A 25,188-nucleotide genomic window follows, 5' to 3' on the forward strand; every position below is an offset into this window, starting at 1 on the left:
ACGCGTCCCACGCCGGGCCCGTGAGTACCGGCCGGTAGGGGCGGGGGTGGCCAAAGCCGACAGGCCCGGGGCGGTGCCGCCCCGGGCCTGTTCACAGTGCCGTGGTGTCACATGCTCGGCCTCATTTGATGAATTCCGGACGCACCCGGGCCGGCCAGGTGCCCACGGTCAGCATGCCCGCCGCGTAGGCGCGCGAGACCAAGGCCGCCCGGTTGGGTGCCTTCATCTTCCGCAGCATCGATCCCACGTGGTATTCGACGCCCTGTCTGCTCAAGTAGAGCTTGGCGGCCATCTGCACGGTCGACGCGCCGGTGGCCACTCCCTCGAGTATCCGGGCCTCCAGCGGTGAGAGCAGCTTCTGGCCGGTGGCGGCGGGTGCCTCCTCGGGTCGGTCGTCATCCGGTTTGACCATCACGACGATGGCCGAGAGCCGCTCGGACCGGCCCTGGATGGCCGTGCCGGTCAGTTTGCCCGAGAACACCTGGCCGCGTGAGTGGCAGCCGAGGACGCGCTCGGTGAAGCGGGTGCGCCTACCGTCGTGCAGCCGCGAGAAGTGTTCCCGCAGGACGGGGGAAGTGCTGGGGTGCAGCAGGTCGAACAGGCTACGGCCGCACAACTCAGCAGAGGATGCGCCGAAATGTCGGCAGAAGTCCTCGTCCCCGGCCACCACATGGAGGTCGGGGGCGAGTGTGGCCATTCCGGTGGCGTGCCGCGAGGCGGCGGCGGGCACTGCCTGTCCGGGCACTCGAGGGGCACTCTGAGCGCTGTGGGGGAGGGCCAAGAGGAGTCACCGCTTTCAGTCGGTTCGTGACGGAGTGGTCAGTCCGTCTCGGGTGAACCCCCAGGTGACGGAGGGTCGGCGCACAGCGGGCCACGCAATGCGCCGGACCCCAGGGGGAATTCAGTGACGGGTGTTAGATCCGCTTCCTGGTGTATACCAACGCTACAGTGACTGTGGGGTGCCCGTTTCCAACAGAGTTGTGCCCGCTTTCTGCCCGCTTTGCGGACGGAACCGGCGGGAGGCGGGAGCCGCTGGTAGGAGCGCTACGCCGCGGCCTTGGCCGACTTGCGCGTCCGCGCGCGGCTGTTGGAGCGGCTGCTCTTCGAACGGCTCTCGCCGCGGCCTTCGGTGCCCTTCTCGGCCGGCGGGGCCATGATGCCGCCCTTGCGCAGCACCGCATAACCTACCCCGATGCCGACGGCCACCGGCCATTCGATGACCTCCACGGCACCCAGCGCGCCGAGCCCCACGTACAGCGGGAGTCCGCCCTTGGCGGGCAGTACCCGGCGAGCCATCTCGACCGGCTTCAGCGCCACCCTGGCCGCGCCCCCGGTCGCCCGGGTGGTGGCGTGGCCGACCGTGTCGAAGGTCTCCTTCGTGGCGTGACCCACGGTGTCGAGCGTCTCCTTCGTCGCGTGGCCCATGGTGTCGAGCGTGGGCACCGTGAGGGTCAGGCTGCGCCTGCCGTTGCTGCGCGAGGTCTCCATGGCGCCCTTGGCGGCCTTCGCCGTCCGCTGCCGCTGTGTGGTCTTCGATGGCCTGGTGGTCTTCGTCGCCTTCTTCGCCTGCGAAGACTTCGAGGTGGCCGACGTGGCTGCCGCGGTCTGGGGCTTCGTCGACTTGCCGCCGCCGCGCCCCGGTGCCGTCTTCTTCGCGGCTGTCGAGGAGCCGCGCTTGCGTGAAGTAGCGGGAGTGGTCACTGGTCTCACGTCCACACGGTGATGACGGATTGAATCTTCTTCCTATTTAAGGGTAATAGGGATGAACCGGGCAGGCTGCCCGGGGAGCGGAGGTTCCCTCGATGTCACCGCTGTCACCGCTGTCACCGCTGCGTCTGCCCCTGGCGCCCCTGCAGCTGCTGTCCCTGCCGCCCCTGCAGCTCCTCGCGCCCATCAAGGCCGGTGTGGCCGCGGGTATGCGGGATGCCGCCGGAGCCGTCGGGCGGCTGGTCCGGCCCTCCCAGCGCGGGGTCTGGTCCTACCCGGGGCGGTACTACATCGAGGTCCGGGGGGTGCACGGCATCGGGGGCGAGCAGGTGGCCCGCCGGGTGGAACGGGCCCTCGAGGAGCATCCGCGGGTGCAGTGGGCACGGGTCAACGCGCCCTCCGAGCGAGTCGTGGTGGCCGTGGGCAAACCGCCCCCGTCCGAGCAGGTCCTGATCGCACGGATCGAGCGCGCGGAGGTCCAGGAGCCCGTCGCGCCCGCCGAGGAGTTCGACGAGTGGGCCCCGGAGCCGCGCCATCCGTCCGGCGGAGCGAAGGAGGCCCAGTCGCTGGCCGTCGTGGCGGCGGACGTCGTGGGGCTGAGCGTGGCCACCGCCCTGCGCCTCACCCCGTGGCTCAAACTGCCGACCGAGGTGGCCGCGACCCTGTCCATCATCCAGAACCACCCCCGCCTGCGGCGGCTGGCCCTGGCCATCACCCGCGGGCGGCCGACCGAGGCGGCCCTGCCGGTGCTGAGCGCGCTGACCCAGGGCGTGGCCACCCGGGGCGGGGGGCTCGCGCTCGACCTCGTCGAGCGGGCGGCCCTGTGGCGGGAGGCGGAGGCGGAGGGCCGGGCCTGGGCGGCGATGGAGCCGCAACTGGTGCACGGCCCCCAGGACGTGGTGGCCGAGCCGATCGTGGTCGAGCGGCCCGGAAAGTCCCCCCAGGACACCGTGGAGCGCTTCGCGGAGCGCTCCATGGCCGCCGGGGCCGTGGCCGGTGGCCTCGCCGCCCCGTTCGCCGGTCCGCGGCGCGGATTCGCGGTCGCGTTCTCGTCCGTGCCCAAGGCGCCGGGGGCCGGCCGGGAGGGGTTCGCGACCAGACTCGGCCAGTTTCTCGCCCTGCGCGGCGTCCTCGCCATGGACCGCAGCTGCCTGCGGCGGCTGGGCCAGGTCGACACCGTGGTGCTGGACGAGGCGGCGCTGCGCGGCGAGCGCTACGAGCCCGTCGACCTGGAACTCCTGGGCGGCGCCGACCCCGAGCGGACCGCCGAGCGGCTCTTCGGCCTCTTCGACCCCGAGGAGCCCCTGGAGACCCGCCACGACAACGGATGGGTGCTCGGCTCCCTGGACCGGCTGGAGCTGACGGGCCGCACCGGGCAGCACACCGCGGCAAGGCTCCGCCGCAGGGGCAGCGAGCGGGTGCTCGGCCTGGCCCGGGGGCGCAGGCTCCAGGCCGTGGTGGGCCTCGCCCCGCAGACCGTGCCGGGCGCCGAGGCCGTGGCGGCCGCCGCTCGCCGGGCGGGATCCCGCATCGTCCTGGCCACCGACCGGCCGCATCCCGCGGGCATCACCTTCGCCGACGCGGTGGTGCCGTCCGGCGGCCGCCTCGTGGCCTCCGTACGTTCCCTGCAGGCCGACGGCGCCGTGGTGCTACTGCTCTCCGGCAACCGCCGGGCCCTGGGAGCCGCCGACTGCGGTGTCGGCGTGCACCGCGACGGCGAGCCCCCGGCCTGGGGCGCCCATCTGCTCGTCGGCGCCGACCTGGAGTCGGCCGGGCTCATCGTGGACGCCATCGGCGTGGCCGCGCGGGTCGACCGGGAGAGCGCCCTGCTGTCCGCCGGCGGCAGCGCCATCGGCGCGGTGGCCGCCCTCCAGGCGCCCCCGGACCAGGCCACCGCGCGCGGCGCGGCGGCCGGCACCACCGCGGGCACCCTGGCCTTCGCCCTGGGCCACTGGCGGGCGCGCCAGCTCCTCGCCCGCCCCATGGACCCGCCGGTGACCACCACCCCCTGGCATCTGATGCCCGTCCCCCGGGTGCTGGAGCGCCTGGAGACCGACCCCGACGGCCTCACGCCGGAGGAGGCGACCGCCCGCACCGCGCTGGGGCCGCGCCGCGGCGAGCCCACCCGCACCACCCTGCCCGCCGCGTTCATCGAGGAGCTGGCCAACCCCCTGACCCCGGTCCTCGCCGCCGGGGCAGCCCTGGCCGCCGCCGTGGGCTCGCGCACCGACGCCGCCCTGGTGGCCGCCATCACCGGCATCTCCGCCCTCGTCGGCGGATTCCAGCGGGTCAGGACCGAGCGGGCGCTGTCCGAACTGTTCGCCCGGTCGGCGATCGGCGCCCGGGTCCGCCGGGGCGGTACGGAACGCCTCGTGACCGCCGGGGACCTCGTCCCCGGCGACATCGTCATGCTGGGCCCCGAGGACGTGGTGCCCGCCGACTGCCGGCTGCTGGAGGGCGAGGGGCTCGAGGTCGACGAGTCCTCGCTGACCGGCGAATCCCTCCCGGTGAGCAAGGATTCGGCGCCGGTCGTCGGCGCGCACATCACCCAGCGCCGGTCGATGCTCTACGAGGGCACCACCGTCTCCGCGGGGCGCGCCGTGGCCGTCGTCGTGGCCACCGGACCGGCCACCGAGGTCGGCCGGAGCCTGGCCACCGCCCGCCAGGCCGCCCCCGTCACCGGGGTCGAGGCGCGGCTGACCTCGCTCACCCGATCCAGCGTGCCCATCGCGCTCGGGTCCGCCGCCGCGGTCGCCGGCGCCGGACTGCTGCACGGCCTCCCGCTCACCGAGAACCTCGCCTCCGCCGTCAACCTCGCCGTCGCGTCCGTCCCCGAAGGGCTTCCGTTCCTGGTCAACGCGGCCCAGCTGGCCGCCGCCCGCCGGCTGGCCGACCTCGGCGCCCTGGTCCGCAACCCCCGCACCATCGAGGCGCTCGGCCGCGCCGACGTGCTGTGCTTCGACAAGACCGGAACCCTCACCGAGGGCAACCTCCAGCTCGCGGCCGTCAGCGACAGCGGCGGCCCGCTCCCCGCCGACCGGCTCGACGCGCCCCGTAAGGCGGTGCTCGCAGCCGCCCTGCGCGCGACCCCACCGGCCCGCCAGGCCGAGCCCATGGCGCACCAGACCGACCGCGCGGTGAGCGTCGGGGCGCGCCGCGCCGGGGTCGGGGTGCGGCGCGGAGCGCCCCGCTGGCGCCGTACCGACGCGCTGCCCTTCGAACCCTCCCGCGCCTACCACGCCACCACCGGGCGCACCGTGCACGGTCCGCTGCTCAGCGTCAAGGGCGCGCCCGAGGGCGTCCTGGACCGGGTCGCCCGGCGGCGCACCCCGGGCACCGGCCAGGCCACCGAACTGGACGCCGAGGGCATCAGGAAGCTGGGCGAGACCGCGGAGGAGCTGGCCGGCGCCGGGCGCCGGGTGCTGGCGGTGGCCGAGCGGCGGATGCGGGAGGGCGAGGAGCTGACCGACGAGGCCGTACGGGACCTGGACTTCCTCGGCTTCATCGCCATCGCCGACCCCGTGCGCACCAGCGCCGCCCCCGCCCTCGCGCGGCTGCGCGAGTCGGGTGTGCAGACCATGATGCTCACCGGCGATCACCCCGCCACCGCGGACGCCATCGCGGCGCCCATCATGGACCTCCCCGAGCCGAAGGTGTGCACCGGTCCGGAGCTGGACGAGATGGACGACGCGGAGCTGGACGAGCTGCTGCCGACGGTGGACGTGATCGCCCGGTGCAGCCCGCACCACAAGGTCCGGATCGTCCAGGCGTATCAGCGCCTCGGCCGGGTGGTGGCGATGACCGGGGACGGCGCCAACGACGCCCCCGCGATCCGGCTCGCGGACGTCGGGATCGCCCTGGGGCGGCGCGGCACCCCTGCCGCGACCGCCGCGGCGGACCTGGTCGTCACCGACGACCGCCTGGAGACGATCGTCTCGGCCCTGATGGAGGGGCGCGCCATGTGGGCCTCGGTGCGCGCGGCCCTCGCCATCCTCATCGGCGGCAACTTCGGCGAGGTCACCTTCAGCGTGGCCACCTCCGCCCTGACCGGCACCACACCCCTGAGCGCCCGTCAGATCATGCTGGTCAACCTGCTGACCGACCTCGCGCCCGCGCTCGCCATCGCGGTGCGTGAGCCGACCGGGCACACCGGCGAACGGCTGCTCAAGGAGGGCCCCAGCCGCTCCCTGGGCGCTGCGCTGACCAAGGAGATGCTGCTGCGGGGCGTCATCACGGCCGCCGGGGCCGGACTGGCGTGGGCCGGCGCCCGGGTCACCGGCAGAAGCCGCCGGGCCGGTACGGTGGCGCTCGCCGCCCTGGTCGGCACCCAGCTGGCGCAGACCCTGACCACGGGCGGCCTGGACCGGCACGTCCTGGTCGCCGGGCTGGGCTCCGCCGCGGTGCTCGCGGCCATCATCCAGACCCCGGGCGTCAGCCAGTTCTTCGACTGCACCCCGCTCGGCCCGGTCGCCTGGGCCATCACCCTGGGGTCCATCACCGCGGCCACTGTCTGCGGCCCCATCCTGGCGCCGCTGCTGCGGCTGGAGACAGCGCCCCCTGAAGCGGATCAGGCGGATCAGGCGGATCAGGCGGATCAGGCGGAGGATGCGGCCGAGGGCGCGGACGCCGCCGACGAGGCGGAGGTGACCCCCGCATCGCGGTGACCACCGAACCTCTTGCGCCACCCGGCCCGAGCGATAGTGTTGAATGTCCCGGTTTGAGATGACAGGGGCGGGTCGGTGGGAAGGAGGGTGTGATGCGGAGCCGAGAGAGGTATGAGCTGATCTTCGTGAATGCGACCGTCCCGGACACCGAGGACGTCGTGGTGGTGCACCGTACGGACAGCAGCGGTCCGGGCGGACACCCCGTCTACGCGGACGACACCGGCATCGTGCGGGCGGAGATCAGCGACCGCGACGAGGTGCGGATGATCGCCAGCGGCGGCCATCAGGTGCACGCCGCGGCGGTCAGCGCCCGCCCGGTGTCCTGAATCACCCGTCCGGTGCCCGACGCGTCTGTCGTCTCCGCAGGTCGGCGCCGTTGTCAGTGGTGCCCGCTACGTTTGCCCCATGGGAGTCCGAAGAGCGATGAGGTGTGGCGATGAGTGATGTGGCGGCGGTGGACGGCGCGACCGGTGTCGAGCTCCAGCTGGAGCCGTACCGCACGCAGCTGACGGGTTATTGCTATCGGATGCTGGGCTCGGCCTTCGAGGCCGAGGACGCCGTCCAGGAGACCATGGTGCGCGCCTGGCGGGGCCTGGATCGCTTCGAGGGCCGCTCCGCGCTGCGGTCCTGGCTCTACCGCATCGCCACCAATGTCTGCCTGGACATGCTCAACGGGAGCAAGCGCCGGGCCCGGCCCATGGATCTGACCTCCGCGGCCACCCCGTTCCCGGCCGCGCTCGCCGAGCAGCCGGAGGCCACCTGGATCGGGCCGGTCCCGGACGGCCAGGTGCTGCCGGACGGGGGAGACCCCGCCGAGGTGGCGGCGCAGCGGGACGCGGTGCGGCTCGCGTTCATCGCCGCGCTGCAGCATCTGGCGCCCCGCCAGCGGGCGGTGCTGATCCTGCGCGAGGTGCTGGCGTGGAAGGCGAGCGAGGTCGCCGAGCTGCTGGGCACCACCGTCGCGTCCGTCAACAGCGCGTTGCAGCGTGCCCGGGCCACCCTCGCCGCGAGCGAGATCAGCGACTCCGACCCGGTCAAGCCGCTGGACGAGGAGCAGCGCGCCCTGCTGGCCCGCTATGTGGACGCCTTCGAGCGCTATGACCTGGACTCCCTCACCGCCCTGCTGCACGAGGACGCCACGCTCTCCATGCCGCCGTACGAGCTGTGGCTGCGCGGCCACGAGGACATCCGCCAGTGGCTGCTGGGCCATGGCATCGGCTGCCGCGGTTCACGTCTGGTCCCTACCGTGGCCAACGGCCTGCCCGCCTTCGGCCAGTACCGTCCGAGCGGCACCGACGGCGGCCATGAGGCCTGGGCGCTTCAGGTCCTCGAGATATCAGGGGGCCGGATCACCGGGCTCAACTCCTTCCTGGACACCGAGCGCCTCTTCCCGCTGTTCGGCCTCCCCACCCAGCTCAAGCCCCAGGGCGTGGCCTGACGCCGGGGCGTGGCCTGACGCCGGGGCGTGGCCCGACGCCGGGGCGTGGCCCGACGCCGCAGGGGCGGCCAGGGCCTCGTCCAGCCCCGTCCAGGCGAGCAGCCGCCGCAGTTCGCCGCAGGCGTTGCGGAGCTGGATCCCGCGCCCCAGCCGGCCGGCGGTCAGCCGCAGCCGGGCCAGGGCCTCGACCACGGCCAGGTCCGGCCGGCCCACCCCGCCCACGTCCACGGTGACCGGCCCCGGCTCGGCCCGGCGCGCCAGCGCGGACAGCCGTTCGCACAGCCGCTGCACCTCGGCGCGGGTGACCGGCCGGCCCAGGACCAGCACGGCCGGGGACGGCGGGGGCGGGGACGGCGTGGGCGGCTTCTCGGGCTCGGGACGGGCCAACGTCCACCTCCTGTCGTGGTGTTCATCGGTGAAGACCGCCCGGCTGAGGAAAAGTCATCGGCCGCGCCCCTCCGGCTGCGGCCCCTCCGGCCGCCGCCCCGCGATGCCGTCGCTTCGCGCACGCACGACAGTGGTGCACGGCCGTCAGGGGCCGTGCACCACAGTCCGTTCGCCGCCGGGGTGGCAGGGTCAGTTGTTCTGGATGAACTGCTTCGCCAGACCGTCGCCGACCGACACGGCCTTGTCGTGGTTCTCGATGGGGGAGACGGAGGAGTTCTTGAAGACGATGTAGGTCACCCCCGATTCGGCGCCGCCGGTCTCCGGGTCGGGGTCGATGCCGAGCGCGTTGGCCGTGGCGTAGGACGCCTCACCGATGATGTTCGTCGGCCCGGTGTCGCCCACCACCGCGTACTGCACCTTGTTGTTGTAGATGACCGCGACCACACCGCCGCCCTTGATGCCGAATTTGGTGTAGTCCCAGGTGGAGCTCGGGCTCGGCACCACCACATACGGCAGCTTGTCGGCGATGAGGGGCTCGCCGTCCGACTGGTGGAAGGCGGTGTCGTCCTGGAACCACGGGTCGGTGTCCTCGTTGCACCGGGAGGTCACCTGGCCATCGCAGTCGATGTCCATGTCGGCCTTCCAGAAGACCGCCCCATTGGCACCGCAGACCGGGATGTTGGCCGATGTCTCGTCGTCGGTGCGGTATTTGCCGCTGGATATCTGTGAACAGCCCTGCACCTTGGCGAGCAGCTGCGCCGCGGTGACCGTGCCCTCCTTGGTGGACGCGGGGGCCGGCGCGGGGCCCCGGGTGGTGGCATGGGCGCCGGCGGTGACGGAGCCGGCCAGCAGTCCGGCCGCGGCGAGTACGAAAGCGAAACGCTTGCGCATAGGACACCCCTTTGTTAGGAACCTTTCCTAACCTCAGTCGGGCATCCTGGCGAGTTGATAAGCTCATGTCAATACGCGCCGCACACCGGCCGGGGAGGCCGATGCGTGATACCGCGCGGATCGGTGGCGTTCGGAGCACGTTCCGGCAGGGTCTCTCAGTGCGTGGCCCGCACCAGCTTCAGCAGCCGGGTCACCTCGCGTGCCACCGCGTCACGCGCGGCCGCCACATACCGGCGCGGGTCGACCACCTCGGGGTGGCCGGCGAGATGGTCGCGGATCGCCCGGGTGAAGGCCACGTTCAGATGGGTGGCGATGTTCACCTTCGTCAGCCCCGCCTCCACAGCCCGGGTCAGATCCGCCTCGGGCACCCCGGAGGAGCCGTGCAGCACCAGCGGTACGGGCACGGCCGCGCGCAGCGCCGCGACCAGCGGCAGATCCACCACCGCGGCCTTGACGACCATGGCGTGCGAGGTGCCCACCGCGACCGCGAGCGCGTCCACACCCGTCGCCGCCACATAGGCGGCGGCCTCGGCCGGATCGGTCCTGGCACCCGGTGCGTGGACGCCGTCCTTGCCGCCCACCTCGCCCAACTCGGCCTCCACCCACACCCCGTGGGCATGGCAGTCGGCCGCCACCTCGGCGGTGGCCGCCACATTGCCGTCGTACTCCAGGGCCGAGGCGTCGAACATCACCGAGCCGAAGCCGAGGTCCACCGCCTCGCGCACCAGCTCCGGCCCGGTGGCGTGGTCCAGATGCACGGCCACCGGCACCCGGGCCGCGCGGGCCACCTCCACGGTCGCCCGGCCGATGGCGGCCAGGGCGCCGTGATACCGCACCGCGTTCTCGCTGATCTGCAGGATCACCGGCGCGCCCGCCGCCTCCGCCCCGGCCACGATCGCCTGGGCGTGCTCGATCTGGATGACATTGAACGCACCCGCGCCGAGCCCGGCGCGTGCGGCCGTCCCGACGATCTCCCCGGTGGCCACCAGTGGCATCTACCGGCTCCTTCCGCCGCTTCCGTGTTCCGGCCGTTTTCCGTGTTCCGGCCGTTTCCGTGTTCGTTCAGTTCGCGTGCTTCGTCGGTCCCGGCTCAGCCGAGGATCACCGAGCGGGTGAGATGGCGGGGCTCGTCGGGGTCGAGCCCGCGCGTCGCCGCGATCGCGACCGCGAGTCGCTGCACCACGACCAGTTCGGCCAGCGGGTCACGGCCGTAGCCGGCGACCCGGCCGCCGGTGCGGGTGATCTCCTGGTCCGTCACATCCGACGCCCCCTCGCCCAGCCACCACACCACGCTCCGCGGGCCGGTCACGCTGATCGGGCCGTGCCGGTACTCCTTGGCCGGATACGCCTCGGTCCACGCCCCCGCCGCCTCGCGCATCTTGAGCGCGGCCTCCTGGGCGACCCCGTAGGTCCAGCCCCGCCCGAGGAAGGTGAACTGTCCGGCGTCCACGAGCGCCCCGGGCAGCGGCTCGGCGAGGGCCGCCTCGCCGTCCGCCTCCAAGTGCTCCAAGGGGGCGCCCAAGTGGGCGCGGAGGAGGGCGAGTTCGCTGGTGGCCCAGCGGGTCTGCACCACCGACCGCTCATCGGCGAAGTCGAGCACGACCGCGGCGTCCGCGGCGCCCACGACCGGGGAGTCGGGGACCGCCGTGATGACGGTGGTGGGCACCCGGCCGCGCACCGCACCGAGCAGCTCCAGCACCTCGGTCGTGGTGCCGGACCGGGACAGTGCCACCACCCGGTCGTAGGCGCGGCCGGCCGGCATCTCGGACGCCGCGAACGCGTCCGTCTCGCCCTGGCCCGCAGCTTCGCGCAGCGCCGCGTACGACTGGGCGATGAACCACGAGGTGCCGCAGCCGACGACGGCGACCCGCTCACCCGGCCGGGGCAGCGCCGCCGGTACGGGCCCCTCCGGATCCCGGGCCAGGGCGATGGCGCGCCGCCAGCAGTCGGGCTGGCTCGCGATCTCGGCCTCGGTGTGGCTCATGGGACTCCCCTCGTCGCACGGCGACCCGAGCACTTTTCATGCGCGGAGTTGTTTCGTACGAGCAGATAATGCGCAGTATCACGCACGAAAGTCCAGAGCCGATGTGCACGGGGTAGGGTGATCGACGTGAAACGGCCCGAGCGCTGGAACGCCCTGCTGGATCTGCTGACCAGGGACGGCAGGATCGATGTGGAGGAGGCGGCCGCCGAGCTGGCGGTGTCCGCCGCGACCATCCGCCGCGACCTGGATGAGCTCGCTCAGCAGCAGATGCTGACCCGTACCCGGGGCGGCGCGGTCGCGCAGAACCTCTCGTACGACCTTCCGCTGCGCTACAAGACCGCCCGGCGCGCCTCGGAGAAGCAGCGGATCGCCGCGGCCGCTGCCCGTCTGGCCGAACCGGGCTCGATCGTGGGGCTCAACGGCGGGACGACCACCACCGAGGTCGCCCGCGCCATCTCCCTGCGCGGCGATCTGTCCGCCCCGGGCGGCGGCCCGGCCGTCACGGTCGTCACCAACGCCCTGAACATCGCCAGTGAGCTGGCGGTGCGCCCCCAGGTCAAGATCGTGCTCACCGGCGGGGTCGCCCGTCCGCAGTCCTTCGAGCTGATGGGGCCGCTGGCCACCGGGGTGCTGGGCCAGGTGTCGCTGGATCTGGCGATCCTCGGCGTGGACGCGCTGGACACGGTCCAGGGCGCGACCGCCCACCATGAGGGGGAGGCCAGCATCAACCACCTCATGGCGGGCCGGGCGGACCGGGTGGTGGTCGTGGCGGACAGCTCCAAGCTGGGCCGCCGGGCGTTCGCCCGGATCTGCGCACTGGAGGAGATCGATGTGCTGATCACGGACACCGGCGCCGGTGCGGAGCTGGTCGCTCCGTACACCGAGGCCGGTGTCCAGGTGATCAGGGCCTGACGCGCCGGACGGGCCCGGAGTGCCGGATGGGCCAGGCGCGTCGGACGTCTACGCCTTGGCGGCGGCCAGCAGGGCGGCCACCCGCTCGACGGCGAACGCGTAGCCCTGCACACCGCATCCGGCGATCACCCCGTTGGCCAGCGCGGAGACATAGGAGTGGTGCCGGAACGCCTCCCGCTGGTGGATGTTGGAGATGTGCACCTCCACGATCGGCAGACCGTCGCAGGTCGCCAGGGCGTCGCGCAGCGCGACGGAGGTGTGGGAGTAGCCAGCGGGGTTGATGATCACCGCCGCGTGGTGCTCACGCGCCTCATGGACCCAGTCGATCAGCTGCCCCTCGTGGTTGCTCTGCCGGCAGTCGGTCGTCAGACCGTGCGGGGCGGCTGTCACGGCGACCAGTTTCTCGATGTCGGCCAGGGTGTCCGTGCCGTAGATCTCGGGTTGCCGGCGGCCCAGGAGGTTCAGATTCGGCCCGTTCAGGACCATGATCGTGGAACGGTCGCGCACGGGGGTGGTCGCCATGGCGTGGTGGTCCTTCCTGGGCGGTCGGTACGTCGAGGGCGGTTCACCGGAGACACCGGCCCGCGACGCATCGTAGATCAGGGATATGACACCACGGTCGACGGCACGGTGGAGGTGCCCGACGTGGGAGATCCGGTGTCATTGATGACGCGTTCGTACTGGCCCTGGCCGCCGAGCGAGACGACCAGCAGATTGTGGAACTTCACCCCCGACGCGTTCGGGGCCGCGAAGCCGTGGTGCTGCACGATGCTCGGGTCGACGTTGTAGTAGCAGTAGCTGCCGAGCCCCCATCCCTCGTGCGTGGTCACCGAGTCGGCCACCTTGTAGGCCGCGTAGCCCCTGATGGAGCCGTTCTGGATGGCCGCCTGGTTCGGGGCGTCGTACGCCTTCTCGTTCTGGAAGAAGATGGTGCGGCCCCGCTGCCCGTACCACTGCACGTCGTACTTGTTGAAGTGCTCCACGAACAGCCCCGTGGCGAGGACGTCGTCGCCGTTGACCCGGACTCCGTAGTCGGCGCGATTGGTCTCCCAGCCGACCCCGTCACCGTGGTCGGCGCGCCAGACCCAGGTGTGGTCGACGATGGTGTGACGGCTGTTGATCACCATGCTGGTGGTGGCCTTGCCGGGGCCCGCGCCGCCGATGCGGATGAACACGTCCTGGACGGTGGTGGGGTTGGCGGAGTGGTCGGCCGAGGCTCCCGCCGGGCCGACCTCCAGCAGGGTGGCGGAGTTGACCGGTCCGGCGTCGATGAGGAAACCGGCCAGCCGCACCCCGTCCACATCGGCGACCTTCACCGCGGTGGCGCCGTTGTCGGGGATGAGCGTGGCGTAGCCGAGCCCGAGGACGACGGTGTTCGCCCGGTTCACCTGGATCGGCCGGTCGAGGTGGTAGATCCCCGGGGTGAGCAGCAGCTGGAGCCCCTGGGCGAGCGCCTCGTTGAGGGTGGCCGCGGAGACGCCGGGCTTGGCCACGTAGAACTGCGACAGCGGCAGCGAGGTGCCTCTGGGAGTGCCGTTGCCCCAGGTGACCCCGCGGGCGTTGGTCCGCTTCTCGGGCAGGAAGACCCGGTACTCGCTGCCGTTGAGGTACAGGAACGGCTTCTCCCGGGAGACGGGGGTGGTGTCGAGCGTGGTGTACGGCGGGTTCGGGAAGCTCTGCCCGGGCGCGCCCTCCACGCCGGAGAACACCATGTTCCACACGCCGTTGAGCCAGCTGCCGATCGCGCTGTCGCGGGTGTACCACTGCTGCTGCGAGTACGGTCCGACCTGGCCGTCGATGCGGCTGTCCGCGATATAACCGCCGCTCGCCCAGCCGTAGCCGTTGGGGGAGAGGTTGAGCCCGCCGCGGACGTGCATCCGCCGGAAGGGCGCGGCCTGCGCCACCGCCCAGCGGTTGGTGCCGTTGACGGGGACGACCGCGAGGTTCTCCGCCGAACGCCAGAAGTTCTGGGTGGCATTGCCGTTGAACCACCCGGCGTCCACCGTGATGTCGCCGTTGATGGTCGTGTCGTCGGGGGACAGCCCCAGCCCGGCGATGGAGGTGTAGAAGCCGATCTGGGCGTTGAGCCCGCTGTAGGACCCGGGCTTGAACAGCAGGGCGTAGCGCCCGGTGCCGAACTGCGCCGACTCCTGCTTCTTGAACACCTCGTCCAGCTTGGCCTGGATGCCGGGCGTGGACGGGTCGAAGACGATGACGTTCGGACCGAGGTCGCCGCCGCCCGGCAGCGCCCGCGGGCTTTTGCCCCGGCCCGCGGGGGCGGCGGACGCGGGAGTGGCCAGGCCGGCGAGGGCGGGGGCCGATGCGACGGCGGCCGCGGCGCCGAGCACCGCCCGGCGGCCGACCGGGGAGCGGCCGGAGGAAGAGGGCGTGGGGGAAGAGGGCGTGGGGGAAGGCGTCATGGGGGCGTCTCTCCTGGTTCAGTAAATGAACGGGATGGAGGTAAGGGAGCGCTCTCTTGCCGTCGCATGCTTCATCCATGTGAACGACTCGTCAAGAGTTGTGACCGCAGTCTGTGGGTGTTGTTGCCTTTTGAACATCAACTGGCCTGGAAAATCCGGTAGTTCGGGCGCACTTGGGGCGGATTCGCGGCTGCCCGTGTCCATGGATGTTGTGTTCAAGAGGTAAGCGGAGTCGGCGTCTGATCCTTTCCGCTCGACGCCTTGACACCTTTGTGTCCCCGCCCGGACACTCCCGTCTTGGAGAGCGCTCTCCCACTGTTGTCGCGGGCCCGACGGCCCGTCATACGGGCGGCCCGGCCCGCACCCACGGCGCCGCGAGTCCTCGCGGTGTACGGCCGCCTGGCCACCTTCACCCTCTCGCCACGTGGCAGGAGTCTCCATGGCACGGAGATCGAAGATCGTTTCAGGAACTCTGATCGCAGGCGCGTTACTGCTGACCTCGCTCGGGCTCGGTGGTATCGCGATGAGCGCCGAAGCGCCCCCGGCGAAGCCCGCGGGCGGCGGCGTCACGGCCGCCCACGCGGGACACGTCATGGCGGCGCCGTCGTCCTCCTCGCCCGAGGACCCGGACGGCGACGGCTACATCCCCGCGAACCCGCCGGTCACCGGCGTCACACCGTCCACGAAGGAGCCGCCGCACCGCTACTTCCACGAGTTCCAGGCCAACTGCTCGGTGAGCCACACCAAGCCGGACGACCCCATCGTGTACCCGCAGCAGCCGGGCGCGTCCCATGATCACACCTTCATGGGCAACACCACGACCGACGCGGCGAGCACCACGGCCTCCCTCGACGCCGGCCGCACCACCTGCAAGGCGCCGGGGGACAAGTCGGGTTACTGGATGCCCACGCTGTTCAACGCCGACCGGCCGGTGCTGCCCATCGGTCCGCAGACCATCTACTACAAGGCGGGCGTGACCGACTACACCAGTGTGCGGCCGTTCCCCAAGGGGCTGCGCTTCGTGGTGGGCGATCCGATGCAGACCGCCGAGGAGTTCCGCCACCACCCCGGCTTCGTGGAGGGCTGGGAGTGCGGCGACAGCTTCTTCAACATCGAGTTCCCCAAGGACTGCCCGAGCCGACCCGAGGTCCAGCTCAACATCCGTTTCCAGGCGCCCAGTTGTTGGGACGGCAAGTACCTGGACACGCCCGGCCACCGCAGCCATATGGCCTACCCCGTGGTGAACCCCGGCACGAACAACAACGTGTGCCCGGCCGACCACCCGGTGGCGCTGCCGATGGTCGAGTTCAAGATGGCCTTCCCGGTCAACGGTGACCTCTCGCACGCGCGGCTGGCCAGCGGCCCGAGCTGGTCGTTCCACTACGACTTCTTCAACGCCTGGGACGCGCCCACGCTCAAGGCGCTCGTCGATCACTGCGTCGTCGGGGCGCTGCAGTGCGACGCCCGCGGCTACGACCAGACCCACCCCGAGGCCGGAGCGGCCCTGGACGAGAACTACGAGCTGCCGTGAACCACGGCCCGGCCGCCGGTGCGGAGACCACCGCGGCCGGGCCGCCGCACTCCACTTCCCCCGACACACCGAAAGACACCACCATGACCCGGACCCGTACCGCCCCACGCCGTATCGCGGCGCCCCTCACCGCCGGTCTGCTGGCCGCCGGTGCCCTCGCGCTGCCCGGCCAGCCGGCCCACGCCGCCGGAAGCGTCGTCAAGGTCACCGGCTCCCAGGGCGACTGGCGGCTGACCGTGGACGGCCAGCCGTATCAGATCAAGGGCCTGACCTGGGGCCCCGCCATCGCGGACGCCGACCGCTATCTGCCCGATCTGCGGTCCATGGGTGTCAACACCCTCCGTACCTGGGGCACCGACGCCACCAGCAAACCCCTCTTCGACTCCGCGGCCGCCAACGGCATCAAGGTGATCGCCGGTTTCTGGCTGCAGCCCGGTGGCGGCCCGGGCAGCGGCGGCTGTGTGAACTACCGGACGGACACCGCCTACAAGGACCAGATGCTCGCCGAGTTCCCCAAGTGGGTCGCCACGTACAAGGACCACCCGGGCGTGCTGATGTGGAACGTCGGCAACGAGTCGGTGCTCGGCCTGCAGAACTGCTACAGCGGCGATGAGCTGGAGCGGCAGCGCGACGCCTACACCACCTTCGTCAACGACATCGCCAAGAAGATCCATGGTGTCGACCCCGACCACCCGGTCACCTCCACCGACGCGTGGACCGGCGCCTGGCCGTACTACCAGAGGAACGCCCCCGACCTGGACCTGTACGCCGTCAACTCCTACAACGCCGTCTGCGACATCAAGGCCACCTGGGAACAGGGCGGATACACCAAGCCGTACATCGTCACCGAGACCGGCCCCGCGGGGGAGTGGGAGGTCCCCGACGACGCCAACGGCGTGCCGGCGGAGCCCACCGACCAGGCCAAGGCCGCGGGCTACACCAAGGCGTGGAACTGCGTCACCGGCCACCGGGGCGTCGCGCTCGGCGCCACGATGTTCCACTACGGCACCGAGGACGACTTCGGCGGCGTCTGGTTCAACCTGCTGCCCGCCGGTCAGAAGCGGCTGTCGTACTACGCGGTGAAGAAGGCGTACGGCGCGGACACCTCGCATGACAACACCCCGCCGGTCATCTCCTCACTGGCCGTGGACGGCGACCCCGCCAAGGTGGAGGCGGGCCGCGATCTGACGCTCACGGTCAAGGCCACCGACCCCGACGGTGACGCCCTCTCCTACCAGGTGCTGGGCAGCAGCATGTACCTCGACCAGGACAAGAAGCTCGTCCCGCTGCCTGCGACCGACCTCGGCGGCGGCCGGCTGAGGGTCACCGCGCCGGACCGCCCCGGCGTGTGGAAGGTCTACGTCAAGGCCGCCGACGGCAAGGGCAACGTGGGCATCGAGACCCGTTCCATACGGGTCGTCCCGCCCGCCGTGAACGGCACCAATGTGGCCCTCGGCAAGCCGGCCACCGCCTCCTCGTACCAGACGGGTGGCGGCGACTGCCCCTGCACCCCCACCAACGCCGTGGACGGCAGGGCGGACACCCGCTGGGCGGCCGACTGGAGCGATCCGCAGTGGCTCCAGGTGGACCTCGGCACATCCACCCCCCTCACCCACGTCCAGCTGGTCTGGGAGGCCGCCTACGCCAAGGCGTACACCCTCCAGACCTCCGACGACGGCCAGAGCTGGCGCACCATCCGTGAGGTGACCGACGGCAACGGCGGTGTGGACGACTTCGACGTCTCCGGCACCGGGCGCTACGTCCGCGTTCACGGCACGGCCCGGGGCACCGGATACGGCTACTCGCTCTACGAGTTCGGCGTCTACCACTGATCCATGGCCGGTGGTGACGCCTCCCCGGCGGTGGCGGGAGAGCGCTCTATGCCCTCGGGGCGCGCTGCCACTAGGGTGCGGGCATGAACCGACACGCCCCGACCTTGGAGGATGTCGCCCGGGAGGCCGGTGTCTCCCGGGCGACGGTGTCCCGGGTCGTCAATGGCGTCCGCAACGTGGATCCGGCCATCCAGGACCAGGTCCGCGTCGCGATCGAGCGCACCGGCTACGCGCCCAACCGGGCGGCCAGATCGTTGGTGACCCGGCGCACCGGCACCGTGGCGCTCGTCGTCTCCGGGGCCGGGGACGGCACCGGGGACACCTCGGAGGAGGAGCAGAACGCCTTCGCCGCGCGGGTGTTCGCCGATCCGTTCTTCGGCCGGGTGGTCGGCGGGGTGGTGGGATTCCTGCGGCCGCGCTCGACGCACCCGGTGCTGATGTTCGCCGAGTCCCCCGAGGCCAGGCAGGAGGTGCTGCGGTATCTGCGGCAGGGAAACGCGGACGGGGCGCTCGTGGTGTCCACCCACCCCGACGATCCGCTGCCCGCGCTGCTGGCCGAGGCCGGACTGCCCGCCGTGCTCTTCGCCCGGCCCGTACGGCCGGTCGCGCTGAGCCATGTCGACCTGGCGCACTGGGACGGTGGCCGCCTCGCGGCCGAGTGTCTGCTGGCCCGGGGATGCCGGAAGGTGGCCACCGTGTCGGGGCCGTGGGCGGTGGCGGCGAGCCAGGAGCGGCTCGCCGGATTCCGCGACACCATGGCCCGCGGCGGCCATCCGTATGTGCCGGTGGCCGAGGGAGGCTTCACGCTGGACAGCGGGGTCGCGGCGATGACCGAGCTGCTGGCCGAACACCCCGATGTGGAGGGGGTGTTCGCCGCCAACGACCTGATGGCCCAAGGGGTCTGCCAGGTGCTGAGGGAGCGCGGCCGGCGGGTGCCCGACGATGTCGCGGTCGTCGGCTTCGACGACTCCAGTGTGGCCGCCACGTGTCGGCCACCGCTGACCTCGGTGCGCCAGCCGGTGGAGGACATGGCGGCGGCGATGGCCCGGCTGCTCGACGAGCACGTCCACGGCCTGCGCACCGAACCGGCCTCGGTCCTCTTCGAACCGGAGCTGGTGGTACGGGAGTCGGCGTAGCGTCTGCGCCGCACGTGTGCGTGGACACTGTGCCGGACGTGCGCGTGACCCCTGCGCCCGGACGGCCCCGCGCCGGACGCAGCCCTGCGCCCGGACGTCCCCGTAGCTCCAGCACCAGACGCACATGTAGCCCCCGCGCCAGCCGCGCCCGTACCCCCTACGCCAGCCGTGTGCCCAGCGTGGCGCGCCACGCCGGGGACGGCTCCGGCGCGGGGGTGGGCGGCAGGCGGCGCCCACCGCGGGCGAAGAACGCGGCGAGCGGCAGGATCGCGGCGCCCACCGTCACCGCGTCCGGTCCCAGCGCGCCCAGGTCGATGCCGACCCGCCCGGAGGGGTACGGCAGCGCGTAGGACACCGCGTGGCCGCGCACCGAGTCCAGGAAACGCGCGCCGAGCTGGAGACCGGCCCAGCCGCCGACGAGGATGCGCTCGGGCTGGAAGAGATTGATCAGGTCGGACAGCCCGGCGCCCAGATACTCCGCGGTCTCGGCGAGGACGGCGGCCGCCACCGGATCCGGGGCGCCGCCGTCCGCGGGGTACGCGGCGGCCAGCATCGCCGTCAGGGCGGTCTCCTCGTCGGTGTCGGGCGGCGGCTGCCCGCCCGCCTCCTGCCAGCGTTCCAGTAGCGCCTCCGCGCCCGCGTACGCCTCCAGACAGCCCAGCGCCCCGCAGCGGCACCGGCGGCCCCGCACCCGCACGGTGAGATGGCCCCACTCCACCGCCCGGCCGTGCTCGACGTCGTCGGTGACGACGCAGGCGCCGACGCCGGATCCGAAGAGCACGACCACCGCGTTGCGCGCACCGCGCCCGGCGCCGAACCACATCTCGGCCTGCCCGAGCGTCTTGGCGCCGTTCTCGATGAAGTACGGGACCTCGTCCGGGAGATGGCCCGATCCGCGCAGCATCCGCTCCAGCGGCACCGCCTCCCAGCCGATCGGCTGGCCGTGCACCACCGCTCCGTCCTCCCCGGAGTGTTCGACGATGCCGGGGACGCCGATGCCGACGCCGAGGAGCCGCGCGGGGTCGCGCCCGGCCGCCTCCAGGACCTCCGCGATGCCGTCGCGGATATGGCCCGCGATCAGTTCGCTGTCGTAGCGCACGTGGCGCCCGGCCCCGCGGGTGGGCAACGGCCGGTCGGCGCGCGCCCGTTCGGCCAGTGAGAGATCGAACAGCTCGACGCGGACCCGGGTCTCGCCGACATCCACCCCGATCATGTGGCCGCTGTGCGGCGTGATCCGCAGCAGGGTGCGGGGGCGGCCACCGTCGGAGTCGATGCTTCCGGCCTCCTCCACCAACTCCTCGGTGAGCAGTTCGGCGACCACATTGCTGATGGAACCTGAACTCAGCCCGGTCGCGGGGGCCAGCGAGAAGCGGCTCATCGGCCCGTCGAAATACAACCGACGCAGCACGGCGGCGCGGTTCTCCCGCCGCAGGTCACGAACGTTACGCCCGTTGTGCGCTGCCACCTGGCCTCCTCAAGTCCCGGCTCCGCGCCGCAAGATACCTCCGCCGGATCTCTTGACGCGACCTTCTCTTGAGGTTTAACTCACGTCCTAAATTAAGCCGTGAGCGGCTTCGGGAGTTGAACGCGGTTGGCGTGCCCGGGCCCTTCTTGGCATTCACCACTCCCGGAAGGGACACCTGGAGCCATGCGCAGGATCCGAGCCGCGGCCATAGGCGCCGTCACCTTGTCACTCGCCCTTGCCGCCTCGGCGTGCGGAGGTGGTTCCTCGACGGACGGCGGCGGCTCCAACGACTCGCCGAAGACGCTCACGTACTGGGCCTCCAACCAGGGCGCCAGCATCACGGTGGACAAGAAGGTCCTGAAGCCCGAACTCGACAAGTTCGAGAAGCAGACCGGGATCAGAGTGAAGCTGGAGGTCATTCCCTGGTCCGAGCTGCTGAACCGGATCCTCACCGCGACCACCTCCGGCCAGGGCCCGGACGTTCTGAACATCGGCAACACCTGGAGCGCCTCGCTGCAGGCGTCCGGGGCGCTGCTGCCGTGGGACACCAAGAACTTCGGCAGCATCGGCGGCAAGGACCGCTTCGTGGACTCCGCCCTCGGCTCGACCGGGGCGCAGGGCGAGGACCCGGCCGCCGTACCGCTGTACTCGATGGCGTACGCGCTCTACTACAACAAGAAGATGTTCGCCGACGCGGGCATCTCCAAGCCGCCCGCCACCTGGGACGAGCTGGTCGCCGACGGCAAGAAGCTCTCCAAGGACGGCAAGTGGGGCCTCGGCGCCGAGGGCGCGAACCTCTCGGAGAACATCCACCAGGTCTTCGTCTTCGCCAAGCAGCACGGCGCGGACTTCTTCACCGCCGACGGCAAGCCCGACTTCACCTCCGAGGGCGCGGTCACCGCCATCAAGCAGTACGTCGACCTGATGGCCAAGGACAAGATCATCGCCCCGGGCAACGCCGAGTACGCGCAGAACCAGTCCCTCAGCGACTTCGCCAAGGGGAAGACGGCGATGGTCCTGTGGCAGACCGCCTCCGCCACCCTCGCCTCGCTGGGCATGAAGGACGACGAATGGGGCGTGGCCCCGGCGCCCGTCCGCTCCGGCACCCCCGGCTCCGGCACCTCCGTCAACTCGATGGTCGCCGGCATCAACCTGGCCGTCTTCAAGAACACCGACAACCACGACGGCGCCCTGAAGTTCGTGAAGTTCATGACCAGCGACGCCGAGCAGAAGATCCTCAACAAGGCGTACGGTTCCATCCCGCCGGTCAAGGCGGCCCAGTCCGACCCCGCCTTCAACACCAAGGCGACGGCCGCCCTGCGGGACACCCTCGCCAAGAGCGCCGCGGCGCTGCCGCAGGTGGCCGACGAGTCGCAGTTCGAGACCTCCGTCGGCACGGCCGTCAAGGAGCTGCTCGCGGACGCCGCAGGCGGACGCCCGGTGACCACCGAGTCGGTCAAGGCCAAGCTGGAGAAGGCCCAGCAGCAGATGCCGGCGAAGTGAGTGCGGACACCTCATGACCACCACGACCGCGACCGCTGAGACAGACCGGCGGACGGTGTCGGGGAGCACCCCCGGGGCGGCGCGAGGCCCGCGCCGCCCCGGGCGGATCCGCCGCATCGGACTGCCGTATCTGCTGCTCCTGCCCGCCCTCGTCCTCGAGCTCCTGGTCCACCTGGTGCCGATGGTGATCGGCATCCTGATGAGCTTCAAGGCGCTCACCCGGTTCTCCATCCGGGACTGGGGCGCCGCGCCCTGGTCCGGATGGGACAACTACAAGATCTCGGTGGACATCAACGCCCCGGCCGGGGAGGCGCTGCTCCACTCGTTCTGGGTCACCTGCGGCTTCACCGTGCTGTCGGTCGGGCTGTGCTGGCTGCTGGGCACCACCGCCGCCATCTTCCTGCAGGACACCTTCCGCGGACGAGGGCTGTTGCGCACCCTGTTCCTGGTCCCGTACGCGCTGCCCGTCTACACGGCCGTCATCACCTGGGCCTTCATGTTCCAGCACGACAACGGGCTGGTGAACCACGTCCTCCACGACCAGCTCGGCCTCACCGACAAGCCCTCGTTCTGGCTGATCGGCGACAACAGCTTCATCGCGTTGCTGACGGTGTCGGTGTGGAAGGGCTGGCCGTTCGCGTTCCTCGTCGTCATGGCCGGTCTGCAGAACATCCCCAAGGAGCTCTACGAGGCGGCCGCCCTCGACGGCGCCGGGATGTGGCAGCAGATCCGCCGCATCACCCTGCCCTCGCTGCGCCCGGTCAACCAGGTGCTGGTGCTGGTGCTGTTCCTGTGGACGTTCAACGACTTCAACACCCCGTACGTGCTGTTCGGCAAGGCAGCGCCGGAGGCGGCGGACCTCATCTCCATCCACGTCTACCAGACGACATTCGCCACCTGGAACTTCGGCACCGGCTCCGCCATGTCCGTTCTGCTGCTGCTCTTCCTGCTCGTGGTGACGGGCCTGTACCTCCTGCTGACCTCCCGACGAAGGAAGACGGCCGATGTCTAGCACCGCCCCGGCGCCGCCCCGCTCACCGATGGCCCCTCCCCGCTCACCGATGGCCGCCCCCCGGTCCTTCCTCTGGGCCCGCCGGATCTTCCTCACCCTGCTCACCGGCTTCGTCCTGCTGCCGGTGTACGTCATGGTCTCCAGCTCCCTGAAGCCACTGCAGGACGTCTCCGGGACGTTCCGCTGGCTGCCGAGCGGGCTGACCATCCGCCCCTACATCGACATCTGGTCGACGGTCCCGCTCGCCGACTACTTCGTGAACTCGGTCATCGTGGCGGGCGCCGCGACCGTCTGCTCGGTGGTGATCGCCGTCTTCGCCGCGTACGCGGTCAGCCGGTACCGCTTCCGGGGCAAGCGGGTGTTCACGGTCACCGTGCTGTCCACCCAGATGTTCCCCGGGATCCTCTTCCTGCTGCCGCTGTTCCTCATCTACGTCAACATCGGCAACGCCACCGGCATCGCGCTCTTCGGCTCCCGCGGCGGCCTCATCCTCACCTATCTCACCTTCTCGCTGCCGTTCTCGATCTGGATGCTCATCGGGTACTTCGACTCGGTGCCGCGCGATCTGGACGAGGCGGCGCTGGTGGACGGCTGCGGACCGCTCGGCGCGCTGTTCCGGGTCGTCGTCCCGGCCGCGATCCCCGGCATCGTCGCCGTCGCCGTCTACGCGTTCATGACCGCCTGGGGCGAGGTGCTCTTCGCGTCCGTGATGACCAACGACACCACCCGCACCCTCGCCGTCGGCCTCCAGGGGTACGCCACCCAGACCGAGGTGTACTGGAACCAGGTCATGGCCGCCTCGCTCGTCGTCAGTGTCCCCGTGGTCGCGGGCTTCCTGCTCCTCCAGCGCTACCTCGTCGCCGGACTCACCGCCGGAGCCGTGAAGTGACCGGCCTTCCCACCTCCGAAAGGACGTACGTGTCCGAACTCCTGGACCTCACAGCCTTCCCGCACGACTTCCTGTGGGGCACGGCCACCTCGGCCTACCAGATCGAGGGAGCCGCTGCCGAGGACGGACGGTCGCCCTCGATCTGGGACACCTTCTCGCATACGCCAGGCAAGATCGCGGGCGACGACCACGGCGATGTGGCCTGCGACCACTACCACCGCTGGCGCTCCGACATCGGGCTGATGAAGCGGCTGGGCACCAACGCCTACCGGCTCTCCATCGCCTGGCCACGGGTGATGCCGGGCGGCGACGGGCCGGTCAACGTCAAGGGCCTGGCCTTCTACGACGAGCTGATCGACGGTCTGCTGGAGGCGGGCATCACCCCGTCCGTCACCCTCTACCACTGGGACCTGCCGCAGGTGCTCCAGGACCGGGGCGGCTGGCCGGTGCGCGACACCGCGGAACACTTCGCCGCGTACGCCTCGGTGGTGGCCGACCGCCTCGGCGACCGGGTGCACCACTGGACCACCCTCAACGAGCCGCTGTGCTCGGCCTGGATCGGCCACCTCGAAGGTGTGATGGCGCCCGGGCTCACCGATCTGACCGCGGCGGTCCGCGCCTCGTACCATCTGCTGCTCGGCCACGGCCTCGCCGCCCAGGCGATCCGGGCCGCCGCACCGGACGCCGAGCTCGGCATCGTCAACAACCTCAACACCGTCGAGGCCGCCAGCGACCGGCCCGAGGACCTGGCGGCCGCGCGCCGCATGGACGGCCACACCAACCGCTGGTGGCTGGACCCGGTCCACGGCCGCGGCTTCCCCGCGGACATGCGCGAGGTGTACGGCGTCAAACTGCCGGAGCGCCCCGGCGACCTGGAGACCATCGCCGCACCTCTGGACTGGCTGGGCCTGAACTACTACTTCCCGGCCACGGTCACCGACGACCCCACCGGCCCGGCCCCCCACGCCCGCGCCGTCCGCCGCCCGGACGTACCCCGCACGGGCATGGACTGGGAGATCGACGCCACCGGTATCGAGACCCTCCTGCTGCGCCTGACCGGCGAATACGGCGCCCGCAAGCTGTACGTCACCGAGAACGGCTGCGCCTACCCCGACGTCGTACGCCCGGACGGCACCATCGACGACCCCGAGCGCCAGGACTACCTCGTCCAGCACCTGGCGGCCTGCGCCTCGGCGGCCCGCAAGGGCGCCCCGCTGGCCGGCTACTTCGCGTGGTCGCTGCTCGACAACTTCGAGTGGGCCTACGGATACGACAAGCGCTTCGGCCTCGTCCACGTCGACTACGGCACGCAGACCCGCACCATCAAGGGGTCCGGCCACCGCTACGCGGAAATCATCCGTGACCACCGCGGCCGGGCCCGCCACGCGGCGTAGGAGGCGCCCGACGAATCATGACG

The 25,188-nt window shown here is 71.6% G+C and carries 21 protein-coding genes; 12 read left to right on the forward strand and 9 right to left on the reverse strand.

The annotated features are described in order from the left end of the window. Positions 1–121: 121 nt before the first annotated feature. On the reverse strand, positions 122–745 hold the full coding sequence (locus tag BLV72_RS34065; protein ID WP_244321142.1) for a helix-turn-helix transcriptional regulator: 624 nt from the start codon (positions 743–745) through the stop codon (positions 122–124). Positions 746–1,044: 299 nt separating this feature from the next. Then, positions 1,045–1,425 (reverse strand): hypothetical protein, encoded by a 381-nt coding sequence (locus tag BLV72_RS34070; RefSeq protein ID WP_208905817.1) that lies wholly within the window; start codon positions 1,423–1,425, stop codon positions 1,045–1,047. Positions 1,426–1,435: 10 nt separating this feature from the next. Here BLV72_RS34070 and BLV72_RS34075 point away from each other — a divergent pair, with 10 nt between their 5' ends. The 4 genes from BLV72_RS34075 (at position 1,436) to BLV72_RS34090 (ending at position 7,809) form a co-directional block, all read left to right on the forward strand. Next, on the forward strand, positions 1,436–1,723 hold the full coding sequence (locus tag BLV72_RS34075; RefSeq protein WP_143059824.1) for a hypothetical protein: 288 nt from the start codon (positions 1,436–1,438) through the stop codon (positions 1,721–1,723). A 79-nt stretch (positions 1,724–1,802) separates the two neighbouring features. After that, complete coding sequence (locus BLV72_RS34080) at positions 1,803–6,371, forward strand: cation-translocating P-type ATPase (RefSeq protein WP_093467188.1); 4,569 nt, start codon at positions 1,803–1,805, stop codon at positions 6,369–6,371. Between the two features lie 92 nt (positions 6,372–6,463). Next, the gene (locus BLV72_RS34085) at positions 6,464–6,697 is read left to right on the forward strand and encodes a DUF6296 family protein (RefSeq protein WP_093467190.1); all 234 of its coding nucleotides are present in this window, start codon (positions 6,464–6,466) and stop codon (positions 6,695–6,697) included. A 110-nt stretch (positions 6,698–6,807) separates the two neighbouring features. Then, a complete protein-coding gene (locus BLV72_RS34090) occupies positions 6,808–7,809 on the forward strand; it encodes a sigma-70 family RNA polymerase sigma factor (protein WP_093467191.1) in 1,002 nt (333 codons plus the stop codon). Here BLV72_RS34090 and BLV72_RS34095 read toward each other — a convergent pair. The 4 genes from BLV72_RS34095 to BLV72_RS34110 form a co-directional block, all read right to left on the reverse strand. Continuing rightward, positions 7,708–8,196 carry an STAS domain-containing protein gene (locus BLV72_RS34095; RefSeq protein ID WP_093467193.1) on the reverse strand — a complete coding sequence of 163 codons (489 nt, stop codon included), beginning with the start codon at positions 8,194–8,196 and terminating at the stop codon, positions 7,708–7,710. The genes BLV72_RS34090 and BLV72_RS34095 overlap by 102 nt on opposite strands. A gap of 189 nt (positions 8,197–8,385) precedes the next feature. After that, a complete protein-coding gene (locus BLV72_RS34100; RefSeq protein ID WP_093467194.1) occupies positions 8,386–9,087 on the reverse strand; it encodes a glycoside hydrolase family 75 protein in 702 nt (233 codons plus the stop codon). Between the two features lie 155 nt (positions 9,088–9,242). Continuing rightward, positions 9,243–10,082, reverse strand: a complete 840-nt coding sequence (locus BLV72_RS34105) for a class II fructose-bisphosphate aldolase (RefSeq protein WP_059144588.1) — start codon at positions 10,080–10,082, stop codon at positions 9,243–9,245. 95 nt (positions 10,083–10,177) lie between these two features. Continuing rightward, positions 10,178–11,071, reverse strand: coding sequence for an SIS domain-containing protein (locus BLV72_RS34110; RefSeq protein ID WP_093467196.1), 894 nt, complete (start codon positions 11,069–11,071; stop codon positions 10,178–10,180). Positions 11,072–11,197: 126 nt separating this feature from the next. On the opposite strand from BLV72_RS34110, the gene BLV72_RS34115 reads away from it, so the two are divergent. After that, a complete protein-coding gene (locus tag BLV72_RS34115; protein ID WP_093470713.1) occupies positions 11,198–11,983 on the forward strand; it encodes a DeoR/GlpR family DNA-binding transcription regulator in 786 nt (261 codons plus the stop codon). 48 nt (positions 11,984–12,031) lie between these two features. On the opposite strand, the gene aroQ is transcribed toward BLV72_RS34115, so the two are convergent. Beyond that, positions 12,032–12,505, reverse strand: a complete 474-nt coding sequence (aroQ, locus tag BLV72_RS34120; protein ID WP_078639016.1) for a type II 3-dehydroquinate dehydratase — start codon at positions 12,503–12,505, stop codon at positions 12,032–12,034. 77 nt (positions 12,506–12,582) lie between these two features. Next, complete coding sequence (locus BLV72_RS34125) at positions 12,583–14,403, reverse strand: coagulation factor 5/8 type domain-containing protein (RefSeq protein WP_093467197.1); 1,821 nt, start codon at positions 14,401–14,403, stop codon at positions 12,583–12,585. A gap of 439 nt (positions 14,404–14,842) precedes the next feature. Here BLV72_RS34125 and BLV72_RS34130 point away from each other — a divergent pair, with 439 nt between their 5' ends. From BLV72_RS34130 to BLV72_RS34140, 3 genes are all read left to right on the forward strand, one after another. Continuing rightward, positions 14,843–15,934 carry a DUF1996 domain-containing protein gene (locus BLV72_RS34130; protein WP_093467199.1) on the forward strand — a complete coding sequence of 364 codons (1,092 nt, stop codon included), beginning with the start codon at positions 14,843–14,845 and terminating at the stop codon, positions 15,932–15,934. Positions 15,935–16,017: 83 nt separating this feature from the next. Continuing rightward, positions 16,018–17,766: a discoidin domain-containing protein gene (locus BLV72_RS34135; RefSeq protein ID WP_093470714.1), complete on the forward strand. Its 1,749-nt coding sequence runs from the start codon at positions 16,018–16,020 to the stop codon at positions 17,764–17,766. An 83-nt stretch (positions 17,767–17,849) separates the two neighbouring features. Beyond that, positions 17,850–18,902 carry a LacI family DNA-binding transcriptional regulator gene (locus tag BLV72_RS34140; RefSeq protein WP_093467200.1) on the forward strand — a complete coding sequence of 351 codons (1,053 nt, stop codon included), beginning with the start codon at positions 17,850–17,852 and terminating at the stop codon, positions 18,900–18,902. 157 nt (positions 18,903–19,059) lie between these two features. Here the strand turns inward: BLV72_RS34140 and BLV72_RS34145 are convergent, their stop codons facing one another. Then, positions 19,060–20,367, reverse strand: coding sequence for an ROK family protein (locus BLV72_RS34145; RefSeq protein WP_093467202.1), 1,308 nt, complete (start codon positions 20,365–20,367; stop codon positions 19,060–19,062). A gap of 183 nt (positions 20,368–20,550) precedes the next feature. On the opposite strand from BLV72_RS34145, the gene BLV72_RS34150 reads away from it, so the two are divergent. From BLV72_RS34150 to BLV72_RS34165, 4 genes are read left to right on the forward strand one after another with little or no spacing between them, the layout of a single operon-like run. Next, positions 20,551–21,870 (forward strand): ABC transporter substrate-binding protein, encoded by a 1,320-nt coding sequence (locus BLV72_RS34150; protein WP_093467203.1) that lies wholly within the window; start codon positions 20,551–20,553, stop codon positions 21,868–21,870. A 13-nt stretch (positions 21,871–21,883) separates the two neighbouring features. After that, the gene (locus BLV72_RS34155) at positions 21,884–22,882 is read left to right on the forward strand and encodes a carbohydrate ABC transporter permease (protein WP_093467205.1); all 999 of its coding nucleotides are present in this window, start codon (positions 21,884–21,886) and stop codon (positions 22,880–22,882) included. 28 nt (positions 22,883–22,910) lie between these two features. Beyond that, positions 22,911–23,771, forward strand: a complete 861-nt coding sequence (locus tag BLV72_RS34160) for a carbohydrate ABC transporter permease (RefSeq protein ID WP_079059413.1) — start codon at positions 22,911–22,913, stop codon at positions 23,769–23,771. 29 nt (positions 23,772–23,800) lie between these two features. Beyond that, positions 23,801–25,165 carry a GH1 family beta-glucosidase gene (locus BLV72_RS34165; protein WP_208905818.1) on the forward strand — a complete coding sequence of 455 codons (1,365 nt, stop codon included), beginning with the start codon at positions 23,801–23,803 and terminating at the stop codon, positions 25,163–25,165. The last annotated feature ends 23 nt before the right edge of the window (positions 25,166–25,188 follow it).

This window comes from Streptomyces melanosporofaciens, from assembly GCF_900105695.1.
Classification (GTDB): Bacteria; Actinomycetota; Actinomycetes; order Streptomycetales; family Streptomycetaceae; genus Streptomyces; species Streptomyces antimycoticus.